Source organism: Kitasatospora sp. NPDC101155, assembly GCF_044768305.1.
In the GTDB taxonomy this organism is placed as follows: Bacteria; Actinomycetota; Actinomycetes; order Streptomycetales; family Streptomycetaceae; genus Kitasatospora.
In genome coordinates this window covers 358,450-375,088 of sequence record NZ_JBIWPN010000001.1, presented here as the reverse complement: position 1 = coordinate 375,088, position 16,639 = coordinate 358,450, and the positions used below count along the sequence as shown (strand labels likewise).

Below are 16,639 nucleotides of genomic sequence, written 5' to 3'. Positions count from 1 at the left end.
GATGCGCGTCACCCTGCTCACCGAGGGGACGTATCCGCACCAGCACGGCGGCGTGAGCGTCTGGTGCGACCAGCTCGTTCAAGGCATGCCGGACGTCGACTTCGACGTCATCGCCGTCACCGGCACCGGCCAGGAGGCACTGGCCTGGGAACTGCCGGCCAACGTACGGTCGGTCACCACCGCGCCGCTGTGGGGCCCTGCCGCGGAGGCCCGTCCGCCGCGCGGCAAGGAGATGCGGCGCTTCCTCAACGCGTACGAGCGCTTCCTGCACTCCATCCTCGACCCGGTCTACACCACCCACTTCGGCACCGAGCTGTACGGCTTCGCCGACCTCGCCCGGCGCGGGCTGCTCAGCCCGGCGCTGCGCAGCGAGCGCGCCCTGCGCACCCTCCAGCACGTGTGGACCCGCGACTACCTGCCCACCGCCGTCTCCCGACCCACCCTGCACGACGCGCTGAACGCCACCGACCTGCTGGAGCACGCCCTGCGGCCGCTCTCGGTCGACCCGCCCACCGACGGCGTCGCCCACGCGGCCAGCGGCGGCCTGGCCACCCTGCCCGGGCTGATCGCCGCCCAGCAGTACGGCGTACCGTTTCTGCTCACCGAGCACGGCATCTACCTGCGCGAGCGCTACCTCGGCTACCGCACCGGCCCCTACCGCTGGCCGGTCAAGGCGCTGCTGCTCGGCTTCTACCGGATGCTCGCCGAGGAGAGCTACCGGCAGGCCGCGCTGGTCACCCCCGGCAACCGGTACAACCGGCGCTGGGAGGAGCGCGGCGGCACACCGTCCGCCCACATCCGCACCGTCTACAACGGGGTGGACCCGGCCGCCTTCCCGCCGGCCGGGCCCGAGCCCGAGACGCCGACCCTCAGCTGGGCCGGCCGGGTCGACCCGATCAAGGACCTGGAGACGCTGATCCGGGCCTTCGCCATCGTCCACCGTGAGATCCCCGAGGCGCGGCTGCGGCTCTTCGGGGGCACTCCCAAGGGCGGCGAGGCGTACCGGGACGGCTGCATAGCCCTGGCCGCCGAGCTCGGCATCGCCGACTCGGTGGCCTTCGAGGGCCGCGTCGCCGACATCACCGACGCGTACGCGGCGGGCAACGTGGTGATGCTCTCCAGCATCAGCGAGGGCTTCCCGTTCACCCTGATCGAGGCGATGTCCTGCGGCCGCGCGACCGTCTCGACCGACGTCGGCGGCGTGCGCGAGGCCGTCGGCGACACCGGCCTGGTCGTCCCGCCGCGCGAGCCCGAGCCGATGGCGGCCGCCGCGATCGAGCTGCTGCGCGACCCCGAACGGCGCGCCCGGCTCGGCGAGGGGGCCCGGCTGCGGGTCATCGAGCAGTTCACGCTCCGCCAGAACATCGACGGCTTCCGGGGCATCTACACCGAGCTCCTCGGCACCTCCCGCTGGATGCCCGGCGGCGTGGTGGCCGTCACCGACGAAGTCCCCAGCCCCGACTGGAACGACCAGTTGGCCGCCGCCCAGCCCCAGCCGAGCGAGGTGGGCGCATGAGTGGTCCGATCAGGCTCGTTCCCGACGAGGGCGGCGCCGAGCGGACGATGCAGCTGCGCACCCTGCCGCTGAAGCTCCGCCGCCCCGCCCCGCCCGTCGAGCCCGAGCCCGAGGAGCAGCTCGGGCTCTCCGCCGACCCGCTGGACGAGCTCGCCGAGCGCCTGCGGGACATCTGCGCCGACGCCGTCCACCCGTACGAGATCGCGGCCTTCCTGGAGTCCGACGGCCTCTCCGACGAGCAGGCCGCCCTGCTGTACGGCCGCCCCGACGCGTTCACCGTCGCCGAGGAGCTATTCGAGAAGGTCGAGCGCCACTACCCCGGCCCGAGCTCCGAGTTCGCCAACCCCTGGCGGGCCGACCCCTGGCGCTGCGTGGTGCGCGGCCTGGTGTTCGCCCTGCCCGGGCTCGGCTACCTGCTCGGCGCCAACCTGTTCGCGACCACCCGGATGCGCTTCGGCCTGCCCTCGGGCATGCTCGCGCTGTCCGTCGCCACCCTGGTCAGCTGGGGCTTCAACCAGGCTCTGGCGCACCGCGCGTACCGCTGGCTGGGCAGGCTGCGCCGCCGGGAGGCCGCGGTCTGCCTGGCCGTCGGCGCACCGGTCGGCGCGCTGCTCGCCTCGGCGGCGGCGTACGTGGTCGGCGGGCCGCTCGGCGCGCTGTGGTTCGCCGCCGGGCAGTCCTGCTACCTGGGCGCGGCCACCGCACTGCTGGTGCTCGGGCGGGAGAAGTTCCTGCTGCTGGCGCTGGCACCGGCCTCGGTCGGCGCGGGCGTGGTGCTGGCCGTCGACGTTCCCCAGGTGGTCCGTACGGTGGTGCTGCTCGCCTCGGTGGCACTGGCGGTCGGACTGGCCGTCCGTGAGCTGCTGGTCGCCGCCCGCGGCGGCGAACGGGACGACGTGGAGCTGAAGCTGGCGCTCAGCCAGGAGCTCCCGCACCTGCTGTTCGGCCTGGCCTGCGGCGCGCTGACGCTGATCGCCGGCCTCGGCGAGACCATCCACCAGGCCGTGCACGCCGCCTCCCACGCCGTGCACACCCCGGCACAGCTCGTGCACGCCCGTCCCGTGCACGAGGTGAAGACCACCCCGACCGGCCCGGCCATGATCGCGCTGACGCTCAGTCTCGGCCTGGCCGAGTGGCTGCTGTTCCGCTACCGGGCGATGGCTGTGGCCGCGCTGCGCACCAGCCACACCACCGGGCAGTTCACCCGCCGCACCGGCGGGATCCTGCTCGGCTGCCTGTTCATCTACCTCACCACCGTGGCCGCGCTGGACGCCGCCGCGACCGTGCTGTGGCCGGGCGCCCCCTCGCTCGGCGTGCCGCAGCTCGGCGCGATGCTGCTCCTGGGCGGCTCGCTCTGGCTGGCGCTGCTGCTGAACGCCTTCGGGTTCAGCTGGAGCACCGCCCTCATCTGTCTGGCCGCCGCGGTCGCCGAGAGCGCCGGGCTGCTGACCGGTGCGGACCCGATCGTCCTGCAGCTGATCGGCTGCGGGGCGGCCGCACTCGTCCTCACCGCCATCGCCGGGCCCGCGCTCGGCCGCACCACCCAACACCGCTGAAAAGTCCGCCTCAGCCGAGGCACCACCGGCCGGCCACCACAGAGCGTCGTGCCGTCCCCGTACATCGAGAAAGCGAATCCCGCATGAGCAGCGTCGCGGTTACCGGAGCCGAGGGCTTCATCGGCTCCCACCTCGTCGAGACCCTGGTCGCCGACGGGCACCACGTCCGCGCGATGGTCCAGTACAACTCCTTCTCCTCCTTCGGCTGGCTGGAGACCCTCTCCGAGGAGGTGCTGGACTCGGTCGAGATCATCCTCGGCGACGTCCGGGACCCGGGCTCGGTGAACGGCCTGGTCAAGGGCACCGAGGCGGTCTACCACCTGGCCGCCCTGATCGCGATCCCGTACTCCTACCGCGCCCCCCACTCGTACGTGGACACCAACGTCACCGGCACCCTGAACGTGCTGGAGGCGGTGCGCCACCTGGAGATCCCGCGCCTGGTGCACACCTCCACCAGCGAGACCTACGGCACCGCGCAGACCGTGCCGATCACCGAGGACCACCCGATCAACACCCAGTCCCCGTACGCCGCCTCCAAGGCCGGCGGGGACCGGCTGGCCGACAGCTACCACGCCAGCTTCGAGACCCCGGTCGTCACCCTGCGCCCGTTCAACACCTTCGGCCCGCGCCAGTCGATGCGCGCCGTCATCCCCACCGTGATCGCCCAGGTCGCGGCCGGCCAGACCGAGATCACCCTCGGCGACCTGCGCCCGACCCGCGACTTCATGTTCGTCAAGGACACCGCCAACGCCTTCCGCACGGTCGGCACCGCGCCCGCCGAGACCGTGGTCGGCCGGACCTTCAACGCCGGCACCGGTGGCGAGATCTCGGTCGGCGACCTGGTCACCCTGGTCGGCAAGCTGATGGGCGTGGACCTGGTGGTGAAGGAGGACGAGCAGCGCATCCGTCCGACCAACTCCGAGGTCATGCGCCTGGTCGCGGACGCCACCCGGCTTCGCGAGGCCACCGGCTGGGCGCCGCAGTTCACGCTGGAGCAGGGCCTGGAGCAGACCATCGAGTTCTTCCGTGACCCGGCCAACCTGGCCCGCTACAAGACCGACATCTACAACGTCTGACCTGCCTCGAACGATCATGCTCGTCCTGGTAACCGGGATTCGTGTCCTACACATCCTTTCCGTGGGGGAAACACCATGCACGCAGTGATCCTGGCCGGTGGTAAGGGCGTCCGCCTCCGCCCGTACACCACCGCGCTTCCCAAGCCGCTCGTCCCGATCGGCGACCAGCACGCGATCCTGGAGATCGTGATGCGCCAGCTCGCCGCCGCGGGCTTCAAGACCGTCACCCTGGCCATCGGCCACCTCGGCCACATCATCCGCGCGTACGTCGGCAACGGCTCCCAGTGGGGCCTGCGGGTCGGCTACGCCGTGGAGGACAGCCCGCTCGGCACCATGGGCCCACTGCTCACCATGCAGGACCGCCTGCCCGAGCACTTCCTGGTGATGAACGGCGACATCCTCACCGACCTGGACTTCGCCGGAGTGCTCAAGCACCACGAGGCGTCCGGCGCCCCGCTGACCATCGCCACCTACGCCCGCCAGGTGAAGATCGACTTCGGTGTGCTGACCGCCGACTCCGGCACCATCACCGGCTTCCAGGAGAAGCCCAGCATCGACTACCGCGTCTCGATGGGCGTGTACGGCGTCTCGCGCGCGGCGCTCGCCAAGTACACCCCCGGCCTGCCGCTGGGCTTCGACGAGCTGGTGCTCGACCTGCTGGCCGCCGACACCCCGCCGGCCGCCTACGACTTCGGCGGCTACTGGCTGGACATCGGCCGCCCGGACGACTACGACCGGGCGAACGCCGAGTTCTCGACCATCCGCCCGGTGCTGATGCCCTTCGAGTCGACCGGCGTCGTGCCGGGCGTCGCGGAGCTGCCGGTCCCGGCCGCCCGCACCGCCCCGGACGAGGCCGCCGACGAGCCCGCCACCGCGGGCGCCGAGAGTGACGGACGAGCCGCGTGAGGATTCTGCTACTCGGCGGCGACGGCTTCCTCGGCCGTCATGCCTCCGCCGTCCTGCGGTCGCTGCCCGGGGCCACCGTGCTGACCGCGGGCCGACGGCCCACCCACGACCTCCGGCTGGACCTGGGCACCGCCCAGGCCGGCCCGCTCGGCGAGGAACTGGCCGCGCTGGCCCCAGACGTGGTGGTCAACTTCGCCGGCGCGGTGGCCGGCAGTGCGGTCAAGCTGGCCGAGGTGAACGCCCGCGGCCCGGCGGTGCTCTGCGAGGCGCTTTCCCTGGGCGCCTCGAAGGCCCGCCTGGTGCACATCGGTTCGGCCGGCGAGTACGGCGTCTGCGCCGAGGGCAGCTCGCTGTCCGAGGAGGCCGACGCCCGCCCGGTCGGCGTGTACGGCGCGACCAAGCTGGCCGGCTCCCTCGCGGTGGCCGGCTCGTCGCTGGACGCGGTGGTGCTGCGGGTGTTCAACCCGGTCGGCCCGGGCGCCCCGGCGGGCTCGCTGCCCGGCCGGCTGGCGGCCGAGCTGCGCCGGGTGGCGCCCGAGGGCGCCGACGCCGTGGTCACGGTCGGAGACCTCTCCGCCTACCGCGACTTCGTCGACGCCCGGGACATCGCCGAGGCGGTCGGTCTGGCGGTCGCCGCCGACCGTCCGCTCCCCCGGGTGCTCAACCTCGCCTCCGGGCGGGCCCGTCAGGTCCGGGCGATCGCCGACGGACTGGTCGCGGCGGCCGGCTTCACAGGCCGGATCGACGAGAGCGGCACCGGTTCGGAGCGCTCGGCCACGGTCTCCTGGCAGCAGGCCGACGTGTCGGCCGCCGCCCGGGAGCTCGGCTGGCACCCGGCGACTGACCTCGCCGACACCCTGCGCGACCTGTGGCTCAGCACCGCCGAGCACGCCCCGACCCCGGTGGTCGCATGACCGGGACCACCCCCGACGGCCGCCTGCTGGTGCCGCTGTACGTCCACCCCGCGGTGGACCCGGCGGCCTGGCGGGCGGTCGCCGCCGCCGACCCCGTCCGGATCGCCGCCGTGGTGCTCAACCTCGCGGACGGTCCGGGCGAGGTACCGGACAACGTCTTCGCCGAGGCCGCCGAGGAACTCCGCGCGGCCGGCCTGCCGTTGGTCGGCTACACCGACACCGACTACGGCCGCAGGCCGCACGCGGCCGTGGTCGCCGACATCCTGACGTACCGTCAGCGCCACGGCATCACCGGCGTGTACCTCGACCAAGTCGCCACCCAGCCGGGCGCGTTGCCGCACTACCGGCGACTGGCCACGGCCGCCCGGGCGGCCGGCTGCGGCACCGTGGTGTTCGGCCACGGCGAGCACCCGGACCCCGGCTACGCCGAGGTCGGCCTGGCCGACCTGCTGGTCACCTTCGAGGGCGACTGGGACACCTACCGCACCATGACGCTGCCGCTGTGGACCGGCCGCCACGCGGCCTCCCGCTTCTGCCACCTGGTCTACGACGTCCCGGCCGACGCCGCCCTGGACGCTTCCGCACTGATCGCCGCCCGGCGCGCGGGCGTCGGCTGCGCCGTACCCGGCGCCGGCGAGAACCCGTGGCGCACCCTGCCGTACGGTCTGACCGCCGCTGAACTGACCTGACCCGATCCGGAGTTCGACTACCGTGAACCGCCGTACCCGGCTCCTGCCGGCCGCCCTGGCCCTCGCCACCGCCACCGCCCTGCTGGTCAGCTCGTGCAGCAGCTCCGGTTCGGAGGACGACCGGGACTCGGCCGACGACAGCCCGAGCAACTCTCCCGCGGCCACCGCGCCGAGCACCCCCGGCACCCCGTCCGCCACGGACACCCCGAGCACGCCCGGCACCACCGGTGGGACCACGGCCCCGGGCACACCCGGCGCCAGCACCGCTCCCGCCACCCCGCCGGGGAGCAGCACCCCGCCCGGCGCCACCGCCCCGGCCCCGGCCGGCGCCCGCTGGCAGCCCGCTCCGGGCCTGGCCTGGCAGTGGCAGCTGGGCGGCACCGTGGACCAGTCGGTGGACGTCCCGGTCTACGACATCGACGGCTTCGAGAACGACGCCTCGGTGGTGGCCGCGCTGCACGCCAAGGGCCGCAAGGTGATCTGCTACATCAACGCCGGGTCCTGGGAGGACTTCCGCCCCGACTCCAACGCCTTCGCCAAGGCCCTGCAGGGCTCGGACACCGGCTGGAAGGGCGAGAAGTGGTTCGACATCCGCAAGCTCGACCAGCTGAAGCCGCTGATGGCGGCCCGTTTCGACATGTGCAGGAGCAAGGGCTTCGACGCCATCGAGCCGGACACCATCGAGGCCTACAACCAGAACAGCGGCTTCCCGCTGACCCCCGACGACCAGCTCGCGTACAACCGCATGCTGGCCCAGCTCGCGCACGAGCGCGGCCTGGCCATCGGTCTGAAGAACGACCTGGACCAGATCCCCGCGCTGCTGCCGGACTTCGACTTCGCGGTCAACGAGGAGTGCTCGCAGTTCGACGAGTGCGACCGCGTCTCGCCCTTCATCAAGGCGGGCAAGGCGGTGTTCCACGTCGAGTACAAGCTCGACACGGACCAGTTCTGCGCCAAGACCAAGGCGCTGAACTTCAGTTCGATGCAGAAGAAGCTCGACCTCAACGCCTGGCGCAAGCCCTGCTAGGGCCTGTGCTTCCCGTCGCGCGGGTGACCCGGACCAGGGCCACCCGCGCGAGGGTCACTTGACCGCGAGCCAGACGACGGCGCCCAGAACGACCAGGGCGACGACGGCGACCAGCGCGATCACGCCGGTGCGACTCTTGTTGTTGTTGGTGCTGCCGTAGGTGGAGACGGAGCCCGGTGCCTGGCGCGCCGGACTCTCGTCGACGAACGCCCGGAACATCTGGGTGCTACCGGCGGGGTCGTAGTCGTTGTCAGCCATGGCACGGACTCTAACGAATCAGCCCACCTCAGGCACACCCCGGACCCCTCCCCGGACGACACGCGCCCTCGCCGCGCGACGGGGGGCGTGAAGTCCGCAAAGCGCACGGAATGCGCTGGCGCACAGTCGGGTTGACTGCGGACTTGACATCATCCTCCGGCCAAGACCAGAGGATCCAACCCTCGCGGGTAGGACTTTCCGCTTCGCAGCCAATTGCCGACCTGGGTTACCAGCAAAGGGACGGTGTGCCGCCCATCGGTCTTACATCAGCTCCACAGACCTGACTTCCCGCCAGCCCGGCGGTAGGCCGATGCAGAGCTTGACCATCGCCTCACATCAGCGTGACGAGGCTACCACGAAGGGTGACCATCGGGGTGTGGGGCCAACGATTCCGCCGCCGAGGCCTCGCTGCGCCGCCTGGGCGTGGAGCGGATCGACCTGTACTACACCCACCGGGACGACGGGACCCCGGTCGAGGAGTTCGTCACCGCGCTGGACGGGCTGGTCCGCGAGGGCAAGGTCCGGGCGGTCGCCGCCTCCAACATCTCCGCCGAGCGGCTGGCCGAGTCGCTGGCCTTCGCCGAGCGCGAGGGCCTGGCCAAGTACGTCGCGGTGCAGCCGCACTACAACCTGGTTTCCCGTGGAACATTCGAGGGCCCGCTGGCCGACGCGGTCGCCGAGCACGGTCTCGCCACCGTCCCGTACTACGCGCTCGCCTCGGGCTTCCTGACCGGCAAGTACCGCCCCGGCGGCCCGGACGTGGACAGCGCCCGCGCCGAGGGCGCCGCCCGCTACCTGGCCGAGCCGCGCGGTCCCAAGGTGCTGGAGGCGCTGGACTCGGTCGCCGCCGAGCACGACGTGACCCCCGCCTCCGTCGCCCTGGCCTGGCTCGCCGCCCGCCCGACGGTCGCCGCCCCGATCGCCAGCGCCCGCACCGTCGACCAGCTGCCCCCGCTGCTGGCCGCCACCGGGCTGAAGCTCACCCCGGAGCAGACCGCCCTGCTGGACGCCGCCTCCCGGTGAACCCTACCGGGCCCCGGGGCTACGGCCGCCCGAAGTGGGTCGGGTAGTAGCCCGAGTCGAGCGTCGATATCCGGACGGTCCTGCCCGGCCGGGGCGCCTCCACGAACGTGCCGTCGCCCAGGTAGATCCCCACGTGGTGGATTCCCGAGGCCCGGCCGCTGTCCGACCAGAACACCAGGTCACCGCGGCGCAGCTGCCCCGCGCTGATCGGCGTGGTCGCCGCGTACTGGTCGTCGGCCACCCGCGGCAGGCTCATCCCGCTGCGCCGGTAGGCCTGTTGGACCAGCCCGGAGCAGTCGTAGCCGGACGGGCCGTTGCCGCCCCAGACGTACGGCTTGCCCAGCTGGGCGAGCGCGTAGCCGATGGCCGCCTCCGTGCTCCCGGAGGACGCCGTGGCGTCCGAGGACGGCCGGCTGGGAGCCGGGGCCGGACCGCCGCCGGACCGCCCGGTGCGGCTGGCGTAGACGTCGTAGTGGCCGGTCCAGCGCCACTCACCGGCGCCGTTCCTGAACCAGTACTTCGAACCGTCCCAGCCCTGCTTGCCGGCCGCGGCGTGCGCGGACCCGGCTCCGGCCGTCAGGCCGACCACGCCGGCGCCCGCCAGCACGGTGGTGGCCAGGCAGGTGCTTCGCACGGCGCGGTGTATTCGGCCGCCGCCGGGCGCGACCGCGGCGCGGGCGGTGCGCGGCCGGCCCGCGCAGTTCGGGCAGCCGCAACCCGTCATCGCGGGGATGCTGCCGAGGCGCTCCTCGAAGCCGATCAGACCGGGATCCGCGTCGAGGTCGAAGTCGGGATCGGCGTACGTGCCGGTGGCTATCCTCATGCGGGTCGTCCTTCCTTCCGCCCGGCCCGGGCGGCCGGGGGCGGTACCGAGGCGGCCACTCCGGCCGGGGCGACGAAGGCGACCAGCAACTGCTTCATCAGCGCGCTGCGGGCGGCCTCGTCCAGTTCGTGCGCGGTCGCGCGCTCCAGCCGGCGGACGGCCAGCGCCGCCGCCTCGACCGCGTCGTCGACCAGCACGGTCCGCAGGCCCGCGTCCAGGTCGGCCAGTCGGCGCCGGCGCATCGACTCGGCGACCTCGGGCGCGTAGTCCAGCGTCAGCGGCTGCACCGAGTAGACCTCCAGGCCGGCCGGGGCGGCCTCGGCGGCCAGCACACGGGTCATCTCGCCGGCGAACCACTGCCCGTCGCGCAGCGCGGGCCCGGGCGCCGCGCTGCTGTCGCACGGCAGGGTGGACGCGGTGCAGGTGAGCACCGCCTGGACCTGCTCGCGCAGGTAGCGCTCGTGGTCCTCGATCGCCATCAGCGCCCGCGCGGTGTCCTTGACCCGCCAGACGATCAGCAGTCGGACGACGATCGGGGTGCCGGTGCGGTCGACCACCTTGGCCGGCTCGCTGCGCCAGTGCCGCAGCCGCACGTCCACCCGGCGGCGGCGCAGCAGCGGGTTGACCCACACCAGCCCGGTCCTGCGCACCGTGCCCCGGTAGCGGCCCCAGCGGGTCAGCACCCGGGTCTCGCCGCCCGCGTTCGCCAGCAGGCCGGCGAGCACGAACACCACCAGCAGGCCGACCGCGCTGACCGCGGCGATCGCCTGGGCGTCCACCTCGGCCCGACCGCTCTCCTGGGCGGCGGAGCCGCGCAGTTCGGGCAGCGCGTCCCAGTGCGGGATGACCCCGGTGCGCAGCAGCACGTACGCCACACCGGCCAGGCCCAGCAGGGCCACCAGCAGGGCGAGCCAGCCGGGCAGGGTGGTGGCGTTGTGCTCGCGCAGCGTCTGGTCGGCCCGCGGGGGGCGCCGCGAGGCGGCGGCGGGCGCGCCGGCGACGACCTCGGGGAGTTCGACGGTCTCCGGGACGGCCGTCTCCGGCGGATCCCGCCGGTCGGCCGGGCTGGCGGAGGACGGGCCGGGGACGACGGCCAGCGGAGTGGTCGCCGGTCCGCCGTCGGCCGGGAGGACCGACGTGGCGGCCTCGTCCGCCTTGACGGTCGAGACCATGTTCAGCGGGCTGACGTCGAAGGCGGAACAATCCGGAAAGGCTGGAGGCAGCGCCTCGGGCCGGCTGTCGGGTCGCTGCGAAGAATCGCGGGTGACGTCCATGCACGGATCCTCTGGGTCGGTGTGTCGCGCAACGGGCGGCCCGGATCTGACGGGCAGTGCCGGAATCAGGCTAAGTTCATACGTCATCAAATGCGACATTTAGCTGAGGTGTGTCGACATTTACTGACGAATCGTCCAAAGTCGGCCTGATGCGCAGACGCATGAGTGGGCGAAGCGGGGGGCACCCCCGGCCGGAGGCCGGGGGAGGGCTGGGCGCACGAGTGGGTAGTCGGGACGGTTCGGCACAGGTCAGCGCCGTCGGACACCTGGTCCACGGGCGGACACCCGACGGGTGATCAGCCCCAGTCCGGTGAGGACCAGCAGCGCCCCGGCGAGCGCGCCGTGCCGACCGGCCTCCCGGGACTGACCGGCGGGCCCCTGCGCGGCCTCGGTCAACGCGGCCTCGGCCGGCGGCACGGGCAGCGGCCGGGCACTGGACCCGCCCGCCTCGGGCTCGCCCTGGTCAGCGGCCGGCCGGGGCTCGTCGGCCGCGGTGGCCGCGGTGGCCGCCGGGGAAGTCGCGTGGAGCGCAGGGGTCCTGGGAGCCGTGGGGATCGGGGCGGCGGGGATGGTGGGCCTGGACGGAGCGGACGACACCGGCACCGCCGACGCCGCCGGGGCCCCGACCACCGGTGGGACGACCGGCAGCAGCCCCGGCACGACCGGCGCGAGCGCCGGCACCGCCGCACTCGGGCTCGACACAACGGGCTTCGCCGAAGCGGGAGTTGCGGCGCCAGGCACCGCCGGGGCGGAAGCGCCCGGACTGGCCACCGCCGAAGCCGACACCGTCGGGACCGAAGCGCTCGGACTGGCCACCGCCGAAGCCGACACCGTCGGACTCGGCGCCGCAGCGGCGACCCGCACCCGCACCGGGTCCGCCGACGTCCCGTTCCCCGCCAGGTCGGTCGCCGTGGCGGTCAGCCACTGCTCCCCGTCCGTCAGATCCCGGTTGGCGGTGCAGGTCCAGCTCCCGTCCAGCGCCACCACCGCCCCGCACAGCACCGTGCGGTTACCCGAACCCGCCGCCCCCGCCCGCGCCGTGACCAGCACGTTGGATCCCGGCTCGGCCCGCCCGCCGAGCTTCGGCCGGCCGACCTTCAGCACCTCCCCCGCAGCCGGCGAGATGAGCACCGGCTTGGCCGGCGGCACGGTGTCGACGACCAGCGTGACCGTCTGCCCCACCGTCCGGTTCCCCGCCGCGTCGACGGCGACCGGGGCGAGCTGGTGGCTCCCGTCCGCCAGGTTCTCGACCGGCAGGCAGGACCATGCACCGTCCGACCGGACCGCGCTGCTGCACAGTTCGGTGGAGGTGGACCGGTCGGTGACCGAGACCGTGCTGCCGGCCTCGCCGGTGCCGGTGAGCTGGAGCCCCGGGTCGTTGGTGTAGGCGGGGAGGGTGAGCACCGGCGCGGCCGGTGGGGTGGTCTTCACGGTGACCTTGACGGCCTCCCCGCGCAGCACCACCCCTCCGCTGGTGGCCTCCACCGGGGTGAGGCTGTGCGGGCCGGCCGGGAGCGCGCCGCCGGGGCGGCAGGACCAGTCGCCGCCCCGCTCCACCCGGGCCTTGCAGAGCGGTTGGTCGCCGTCCCGGATCTCCACCGAGGCGCCGGCCACCGCGCCCTCGCCGCGGATCTGCGGGCGGGCGTCGGCCAGCACGGCGCCGTCGACCGGCTCGGCGATCTCGGGCCGCGCGGCGCCGACGGTCAGCTTGATCCGCTGGTCGGAGACCTGCCCGGAGTCGGCGAACCCCCCGGAGGGGACGAGTTGGCTGGCGTCACGGCCGATCCGCAGCCGGGCCCAGGTCTCGCCGGGGGCGGCGCCGGACGGCACGGTCCACTCCAGGGTCGCGGTGTCGGCGCCGGCCCGGACCTCGGTCTGCACCCGCTCCGTGGGGTCGAACCGGCCGCTGTGGTCGAAGTCGATCCAGCCGGCCAGGGTCGCGGGCTGGTCGCTCACCGCGACCGGGACGGTGACCCGGTAGTAGTGGCCGATCGCGGCCTCGGCGGGGAAGCCGATCGACGGGTCGACGCCCCGGTACTCGCCGCGGCCGGGCTGCCGCTCGGGAGGCGGCGGGGCGGCGTACGGGCCGGCGAAGGGGTTGGCGCGCCGGGCGGCCCCGTGGTCGAGCTGGACCAGCGGCTCGTCGTCCGTGGTGGCGCTGCCGACCCGGCCGCGGTCGCGCCGGGGCGGGGTGACGGCGTCGGCGCCCAGGAAGAGGTCGGAGACCACGTGCGAGGCGTTGCCGTAGGCCTGGGGCGCGGTGCCGAGGTCCTCGTCCACGGTGACGGTGTAGGCCTGGCGCAGGACGGGCGGGGCGGTGGTGCTCCCGGCCCGGGCGGTGGAGCGCTGCTCGACCCTGAACACCGCGGTGCGGAAGGTCCCGGCGAGTTCCAGGGTGCCCTCGGCGGCGGATCCGGCCGCGCCGTCGGTGGAACCGTCGGCGCCGCGGGGGGCGAGGGCGTTGCCGTCGACCGTCCAGCCGGGCCAGTCGGTGCGGTCGACCAGGGTGGGGGCGGCGGGCGAGCCGCCGGTGAGGGTCAGCCGGGCCGCGGTACTGGTGGTGCCGGATTTCCCGGTGGCGACCACGGCCAGTCCGCTGAGGTGCAGCCGGGGATTGCGGACCGGTCGGGAGAAACCCAGTCGCAGGGTTCCGACGGTGCGCCAGGAACCGTCCGACTGCGGACGGTCCGGGACGGGTCCGAAGGTCTGCGCCGGATCCCCCGAACGCATTCCGTCCGTGTACACCGTGGCGGAATACCCCCCTCCGGAACGGTCCGCCAATTGACCAGGCTCAGCGGTGACGGCGGCACCGGGCGCGGGCGCGAAATCGAACTGGACGGAGAGCCCGGACGGCAGGACCGCCCGCCGCTCGCCCGACCAGGTGTCAGGGGACTGCTGGGCCGCCGAGAACGGGGCGTTCAGGCCGGTCAGCAGCCCGGCCGCGAGAACGGCCAGGGCGGCAGTTGTGCGGGGAAACCGTCGGCTCATCCGGCTCTCCTTCACGGTCGGCTGCCGGGTGGCGGGCAGTCCGGGCACAAGATCCGACAAAAACGGAATCACGGCACCGGACCGGTCATACCGCGACACCTGTGCTTTTGACCGTGTCCCACCCGTTTGGCAGCCCTCCGGGTAGCAGGACGGGATGTAGCCGAAAGGGCCGCATTTCATCCATGGGGCGACTACGGGTCCCACCCGGACGGCCGAACCCGACCGGACGACCGGAATGGGCTGTCCCGGCCGGTCCGGCGGACGCGACGTCCGGTACCTGACCATTCGTCAAGGGACTCTGTTCGAATTACCCGTCCGCTCAGTAGAGTCGGGCCCCGTGACTATGGACCCCGTACTCGTCAAGCGCAGTTTCGCGGTCGTGGAACCGCACGGCCCGGCCGTCGCCGAATACTTCTACCGGCATCTGTTCGAGCACGATCCCGGTGTCCGCGGCCTCTTCGCCGAGCACCTGGGCGAACAGCGGAACCGGTTGTTCGCCGCACTCGGCGCGCTCGTCACCCACCTGGAGGACACCGACACCGTGCTCGGGCTGCTCCGCGACCTCGGCGCGCGGCACGCCCGGTACGGCGCGCCGGTCGAGCACTTCCCGGCCGTCGGCGCGAGCCTGCTCGCCACCCTGGCGCACTACGCCGGGGACGCCTGGACCGCGGAGACCGAGGCCGCCTGGACCGCCGTCTACGCGGTGGTCAGCGACACCATGGGCGCGGCGCTCACCGAAGCCCGGCCGGCCTAGCCGGGAGCCGCGCGGTGCCCTACGACCCCGCGGTCATCCGCGCCAGCTTCGCCGTCGTCGAGCGCCGCGCCGACCACCTGACCACCTTCTTCTACACCCACCTGTTCAGCCACAACCCCGGGCTGCGCCCGCTCTTCCCCGCCCGGCTGCACGAGCAGCGGGACCGGCTGTTCGCCGCGCTCACGCGGATCGTGCTGCGGCTGGACGAGCCCGGGCGGCTCACCGAGTACCTGCGGGCGCTCGGACGCGACCACCGCAAGTTCCAGGCCGCGCCCGAGCACTACCCGGCGGTCGGGGCCAGCCTGATCGCCGCGCTGCGGCAGTGCTCCGGCCACTCCTGGACGCCGGAGACCGAGAAGGCGTGGACCGAGGCCTACACCGTGATCGCCCAGGTGATGACCGAGGCCGCCGCCGACCTCCCGGAGCACCACCCGGCCTGGTGGGAGGCCGAGGTCGCCTCCCGCCGCCGGGCCGCGGCCGACCTGGTCGTGCTCACCCTGGCCCCGATGCGTCCGTACCCCTTCACCGCCGGCCAGTACGTCACACTCAGCAGCCCCCGGATGCCCCGGGTCTGGCGGCCGTACTCGCTGGCCAACGCGCCGCGCCCGGACGGCAGCCTGGAGCTGCACGTACGGCGGGTGCCCGGCGGGCAGCTGAGTCCCGTCCTGGTGGAGGACGTGATGCCCGGCGAACTGCTGCGGCTCGGGCCGCCGCTCGGCGACGCGGTGCTCGCGCCGGCCTCGGACCGGCCGCTGCTGCTGGTCGCCGGGGGCAGCGGCTGGGGACAGACCAAGGCGCTGGTGGAGCAGCTCGCCGCCGAACAACCGGAGCGCACGGCCACCGTCCTGCTGGCGGCCCGCTCGGCGGCCGGGCAGTACGACCTCGACACGGTACGGCGACTGCTCGCCCGTAATCCGCGGCTGCAGGTGCTGACCGCCGCCCCCGACCACTGCGTCGGCCCGGAGGGGGCCACCGCGCTGCTGCGGGAGACGCTGCTCGGCCACGGCGACTTCACCGACTGGGAGGTCCACCTCAGCGGCCCGCCGGAGCTGGTCGCCGAGCTCACCGACCTCCTGCTCGCGCTGGGCTCCGACCCCGGGCTGGTCCAGCACGACCCGGCGCCGGTGACCTTCAACCGGAACCGTCCGCTGACCAGCTCGGACTGGTTCCTGGACCACCGGGACGTGCCGTGGATCAACCGGACCGAGCTGGAGTGACCGGCGCCATGGAACGAAGAAGCCCCCGGCCGGTGGCCGGGGGCTTCTCGCTGGTGCGCTCAGCAGGATTCGAACCTGCAACCTCTTGATCCGTAGTCAAGTGCTCTATCCGTTGAGCTATGAGCGCAAGGAACGGGCGAACCCGATCTTGCGGAGTTTGGTGCGCTCAGCAGGATTCGAACCTGCAACCTCTTGATCCGTAGTCAAGTGCTCTATCCGTTGAGCTATGAGCGCTCGCCCTGGTGAACGTTGTCCTCGGGGCGTTGCGGGGACAACATTACATGACCTGCGACGTAGGACGAAATCGATTGATCCGGCCCCTCCGGGCCGGCCGACGAGCACGCCCCGGACATGCGAAGAGCCCCGCCGACAAGATCGTCGACGGGGCTCCCGGCTGCGGAGGCTGAGGGATTTGAACCCTCGATCAGGAATAACCCCGAAACCGCATTAGCAGTGCGGCGCCATAGACCGGACTAGGCGAAGCCTCCCCACATGGACCGTATCCGCGTGAGCGGACCCGTTCCGTGTGTCAGTGATGATGCCACAACCCTGGGGTTCGGCACCAACCACCGCCAACGTTACTAGGCGGGTCGTCCCCGCCGCAAAGAAGAATGAGAT

Annotated in this window: 12 protein-coding genes, 3 tRNA genes and 2 pseudogenes; 10 read left to right on the top strand and 7 right to left on the bottom strand. The window is 73.2% G+C overall.

Annotated elements, in window-relative coordinates:
- The first annotated feature begins 1 nt into the window (after window position 1).
- The 7 genes and pseudogenes from pelF (at window position 2) to ACIRYZ_RS01770 (ending at window position 7,684) form a co-directional block, all read left to right on the top strand.
- A complete protein-coding gene (gene pelF / locus ACIRYZ_RS01800; RefSeq protein WP_402938189.1) occupies window positions 2-1,516 on the top strand; it encodes a GT4 family glycosyltransferase PelF in 1,515 nt (504 codons plus the stop codon).
- Complete coding sequence (locus tag ACIRYZ_RS01795) at window positions 1,513-3,072, top strand: hypothetical protein (protein WP_402938186.1); 1,560 nt, start codon at window positions 1,513-1,515, stop codon at window positions 3,070-3,072. Before pelF ends, ACIRYZ_RS01795 begins: the two co-directional genes overlap by 4 nt.
- Window positions 3,073-3,155: 83 nt before the next feature.
- Window positions 3,156-4,148, top strand: coding sequence for an SDR family NAD(P)-dependent oxidoreductase (locus ACIRYZ_RS01790; protein ID WP_380612972.1), 993 nt, complete (start codon window positions 3,156-3,158; stop codon window positions 4,146-4,148).
- A 75-nt stretch (window positions 4,149-4,223) separates the two neighbouring features.
- Window positions 4,224-4,925: pseudogene (locus ACIRYZ_RS01785) on the top strand (NDP-sugar synthase); the annotation flags it as partial.
- Window positions 4,926-5,050: 125 nt separating this feature from the next.
- Window positions 5,051-5,968, top strand: a complete 918-nt coding sequence (locus tag ACIRYZ_RS01780; protein ID WP_402938182.1) for an NAD-dependent epimerase/dehydratase family protein — start codon at window positions 5,051-5,053, stop codon at window positions 5,966-5,968.
- Complete coding sequence (locus ACIRYZ_RS01775; RefSeq protein WP_402938179.1) at window positions 5,965-6,657, top strand: spherulation-specific family 4 protein; 693 nt, start codon at window positions 5,965-5,967, stop codon at window positions 6,655-6,657. The genes ACIRYZ_RS01780 and ACIRYZ_RS01775 overlap by 4 nt, the downstream gene beginning before the upstream one ends.
- A 22-nt stretch (window positions 6,658-6,679) precedes the next feature.
- Complete coding sequence (locus ACIRYZ_RS01770) at window positions 6,680-7,684, top strand: endo alpha-1,4 polygalactosaminidase (RefSeq protein WP_402938176.1); 1,005 nt, start codon at window positions 6,680-6,682, stop codon at window positions 7,682-7,684.
- Between the two features lie 54 nt (window positions 7,685-7,738).
- Here the strand turns inward: ACIRYZ_RS01770 and ACIRYZ_RS01765 are convergent, their stop codons facing one another.
- Entirely contained in the window at window positions 7,739-7,942 is a 204-nt protein-coding gene (locus ACIRYZ_RS01765) for a hypothetical protein (RefSeq protein WP_393023243.1), read from the bottom strand.
- 390 nt (window positions 7,943-8,332) lie between these two features.
- On the opposite strand from ACIRYZ_RS01765, the pseudogene ACIRYZ_RS01760 reads away from it, so the two are divergent.
- Window positions 8,333-8,965 (top strand): annotated as a pseudogene (locus ACIRYZ_RS01760) (aldo/keto reductase); the annotation flags it as partial.
- 19 nt (window positions 8,966-8,984) lie between these two features.
- Here the strand turns inward: ACIRYZ_RS01760 and ACIRYZ_RS01755 are convergent.
- The 3 genes from ACIRYZ_RS01755 to ACIRYZ_RS01745 all read right to left on the bottom strand — a co-directional run bounded on the left by ACIRYZ_RS01755 (window position 8,985) and on the right by ACIRYZ_RS01745 (window position 14,050).
- Entirely contained in the window at window positions 8,985-9,788 is an 804-nt protein-coding gene (locus tag ACIRYZ_RS01755) for a C40 family peptidase (RefSeq protein WP_402938172.1), read from the bottom strand.
- Window positions 9,785-11,062 carry an SPFH domain-containing protein gene (locus tag ACIRYZ_RS01750; RefSeq protein ID WP_402938169.1) on the bottom strand — a complete coding sequence of 426 codons (1,278 nt, stop codon included), beginning with the start codon at window positions 11,060-11,062 and terminating at the stop codon, window positions 9,785-9,787. The genes ACIRYZ_RS01755 and ACIRYZ_RS01750 overlap by 4 nt, the downstream gene beginning before the upstream one ends.
- A 249-nt stretch (window positions 11,063-11,311) precedes the next feature.
- Window positions 11,312-14,050: an Ig-like domain-containing protein gene (locus ACIRYZ_RS01745; protein ID WP_402938166.1), complete on the bottom strand. Its 2,739-nt coding sequence runs from the start codon at window positions 14,048-14,050 to the stop codon at window positions 11,312-11,314.
- Window positions 14,051-14,393: 343 nt separating this feature from the next.
- On the opposite strand from ACIRYZ_RS01745, the gene ACIRYZ_RS01740 reads away from it, so the two are divergent.
- Together ACIRYZ_RS01740 and ACIRYZ_RS01735 are read left to right on the top strand one after the other, a co-directional pair.
- Window positions 14,394-14,804, top strand: a complete 411-nt coding sequence (locus ACIRYZ_RS01740; protein ID WP_402938514.1) for a globin domain-containing protein — start codon at window positions 14,394-14,396, stop codon at window positions 14,802-14,804.
- Window positions 14,805-14,818: 14 nt separating this feature from the next.
- A complete protein-coding gene (locus ACIRYZ_RS01735; protein ID WP_402938163.1) occupies window positions 14,819-16,021 on the top strand; it encodes a globin domain-containing protein in 1,203 nt (400 codons plus the stop codon).
- Between the two features lie 51 nt (window positions 16,022-16,072).
- On the opposite strand, the gene ACIRYZ_RS01730 is transcribed toward ACIRYZ_RS01735, so the two are convergent.
- The 3 genes from ACIRYZ_RS01730 to ACIRYZ_RS01720 all read right to left on the bottom strand — a co-directional run bounded on the left by ACIRYZ_RS01730 (window position 16,073) and on the right by ACIRYZ_RS01720 (window position 16,509).
- Window positions 16,073-16,148: transfer RNA gene (locus ACIRYZ_RS01730), tRNA-Arg, on the bottom strand.
- 31 nt (window positions 16,149-16,179) lie between these two features.
- Window positions 16,180-16,255 (bottom strand) — tRNA-Arg (locus tag ACIRYZ_RS01725).
- A 163-nt stretch (window positions 16,256-16,418) separates the two neighbouring features.
- Window positions 16,419-16,509, bottom strand: a tRNA-Ser gene (locus ACIRYZ_RS01720).
- Between the last annotated feature and the right edge of the window lie 130 nt (window positions 16,510-16,639).

What these genes read in the sequence shown, in the direction of transcription:
- pelF (WP_402938189.1), top strand. Translation starts at nt 2, where the DNA reads ATGCGCGTCACCCTGCTCACCGAGGGGACGTATCCGCACCAGCACGGC.
- ACIRYZ_RS01795 (WP_402938186.1), top strand. Translation starts at nt 1,513, where the DNA reads ATGAGTGGTCCGATCAGGCTCGTTCCCGACGAGGGCGGCGCCGAGCGG.
- ACIRYZ_RS01790 (WP_380612972.1), top strand. Translation starts at nt 3,156, where the DNA reads ATGAGCAGCGTCGCGGTTACCGGAGCCGAGGGCTTCATCGGCTCCCAC.
- ACIRYZ_RS01775 (WP_402938179.1), top strand. Translation starts at nt 5,965, where the DNA reads ATGACCGGGACCACCCCCGACGGCCGCCTGCTGGTGCCGCTGTACGTC.
- ACIRYZ_RS01765 (WP_393023243.1), bottom strand. Translation starts at nt 7,942, where the DNA reads ATGGCTGACAACGACTACGACCCCGCCGGTAGCACCCAGATGTTCCGG.
- ACIRYZ_RS01755 (WP_402938172.1), bottom strand. Translation starts at nt 9,788, where the DNA reads ATGAGGATAGCCACCGGCACGTACGCCGATCCCGACTTCGACCTCGAC.
- ACIRYZ_RS01750 (WP_402938169.1), bottom strand. Translation starts at nt 11,062, where the DNA reads ATGGACGTCACCCGCGATTCTTCGCAGCGACCCGACAGCCGGCCCGAG.
- ACIRYZ_RS01745 (WP_402938166.1), bottom strand. Translation starts at nt 14,050, where the DNA reads ATGAGCCGACGGTTTCCCCGCACAACTGCCGCCCTGGCCGTTCTCGCG.
- ACIRYZ_RS01740 (WP_402938514.1), top strand. Translation starts at nt 14,394, where the DNA reads ATGGACCCCGTACTCGTCAAGCGCAGTTTCGCGGTCGTGGAACCGCAC.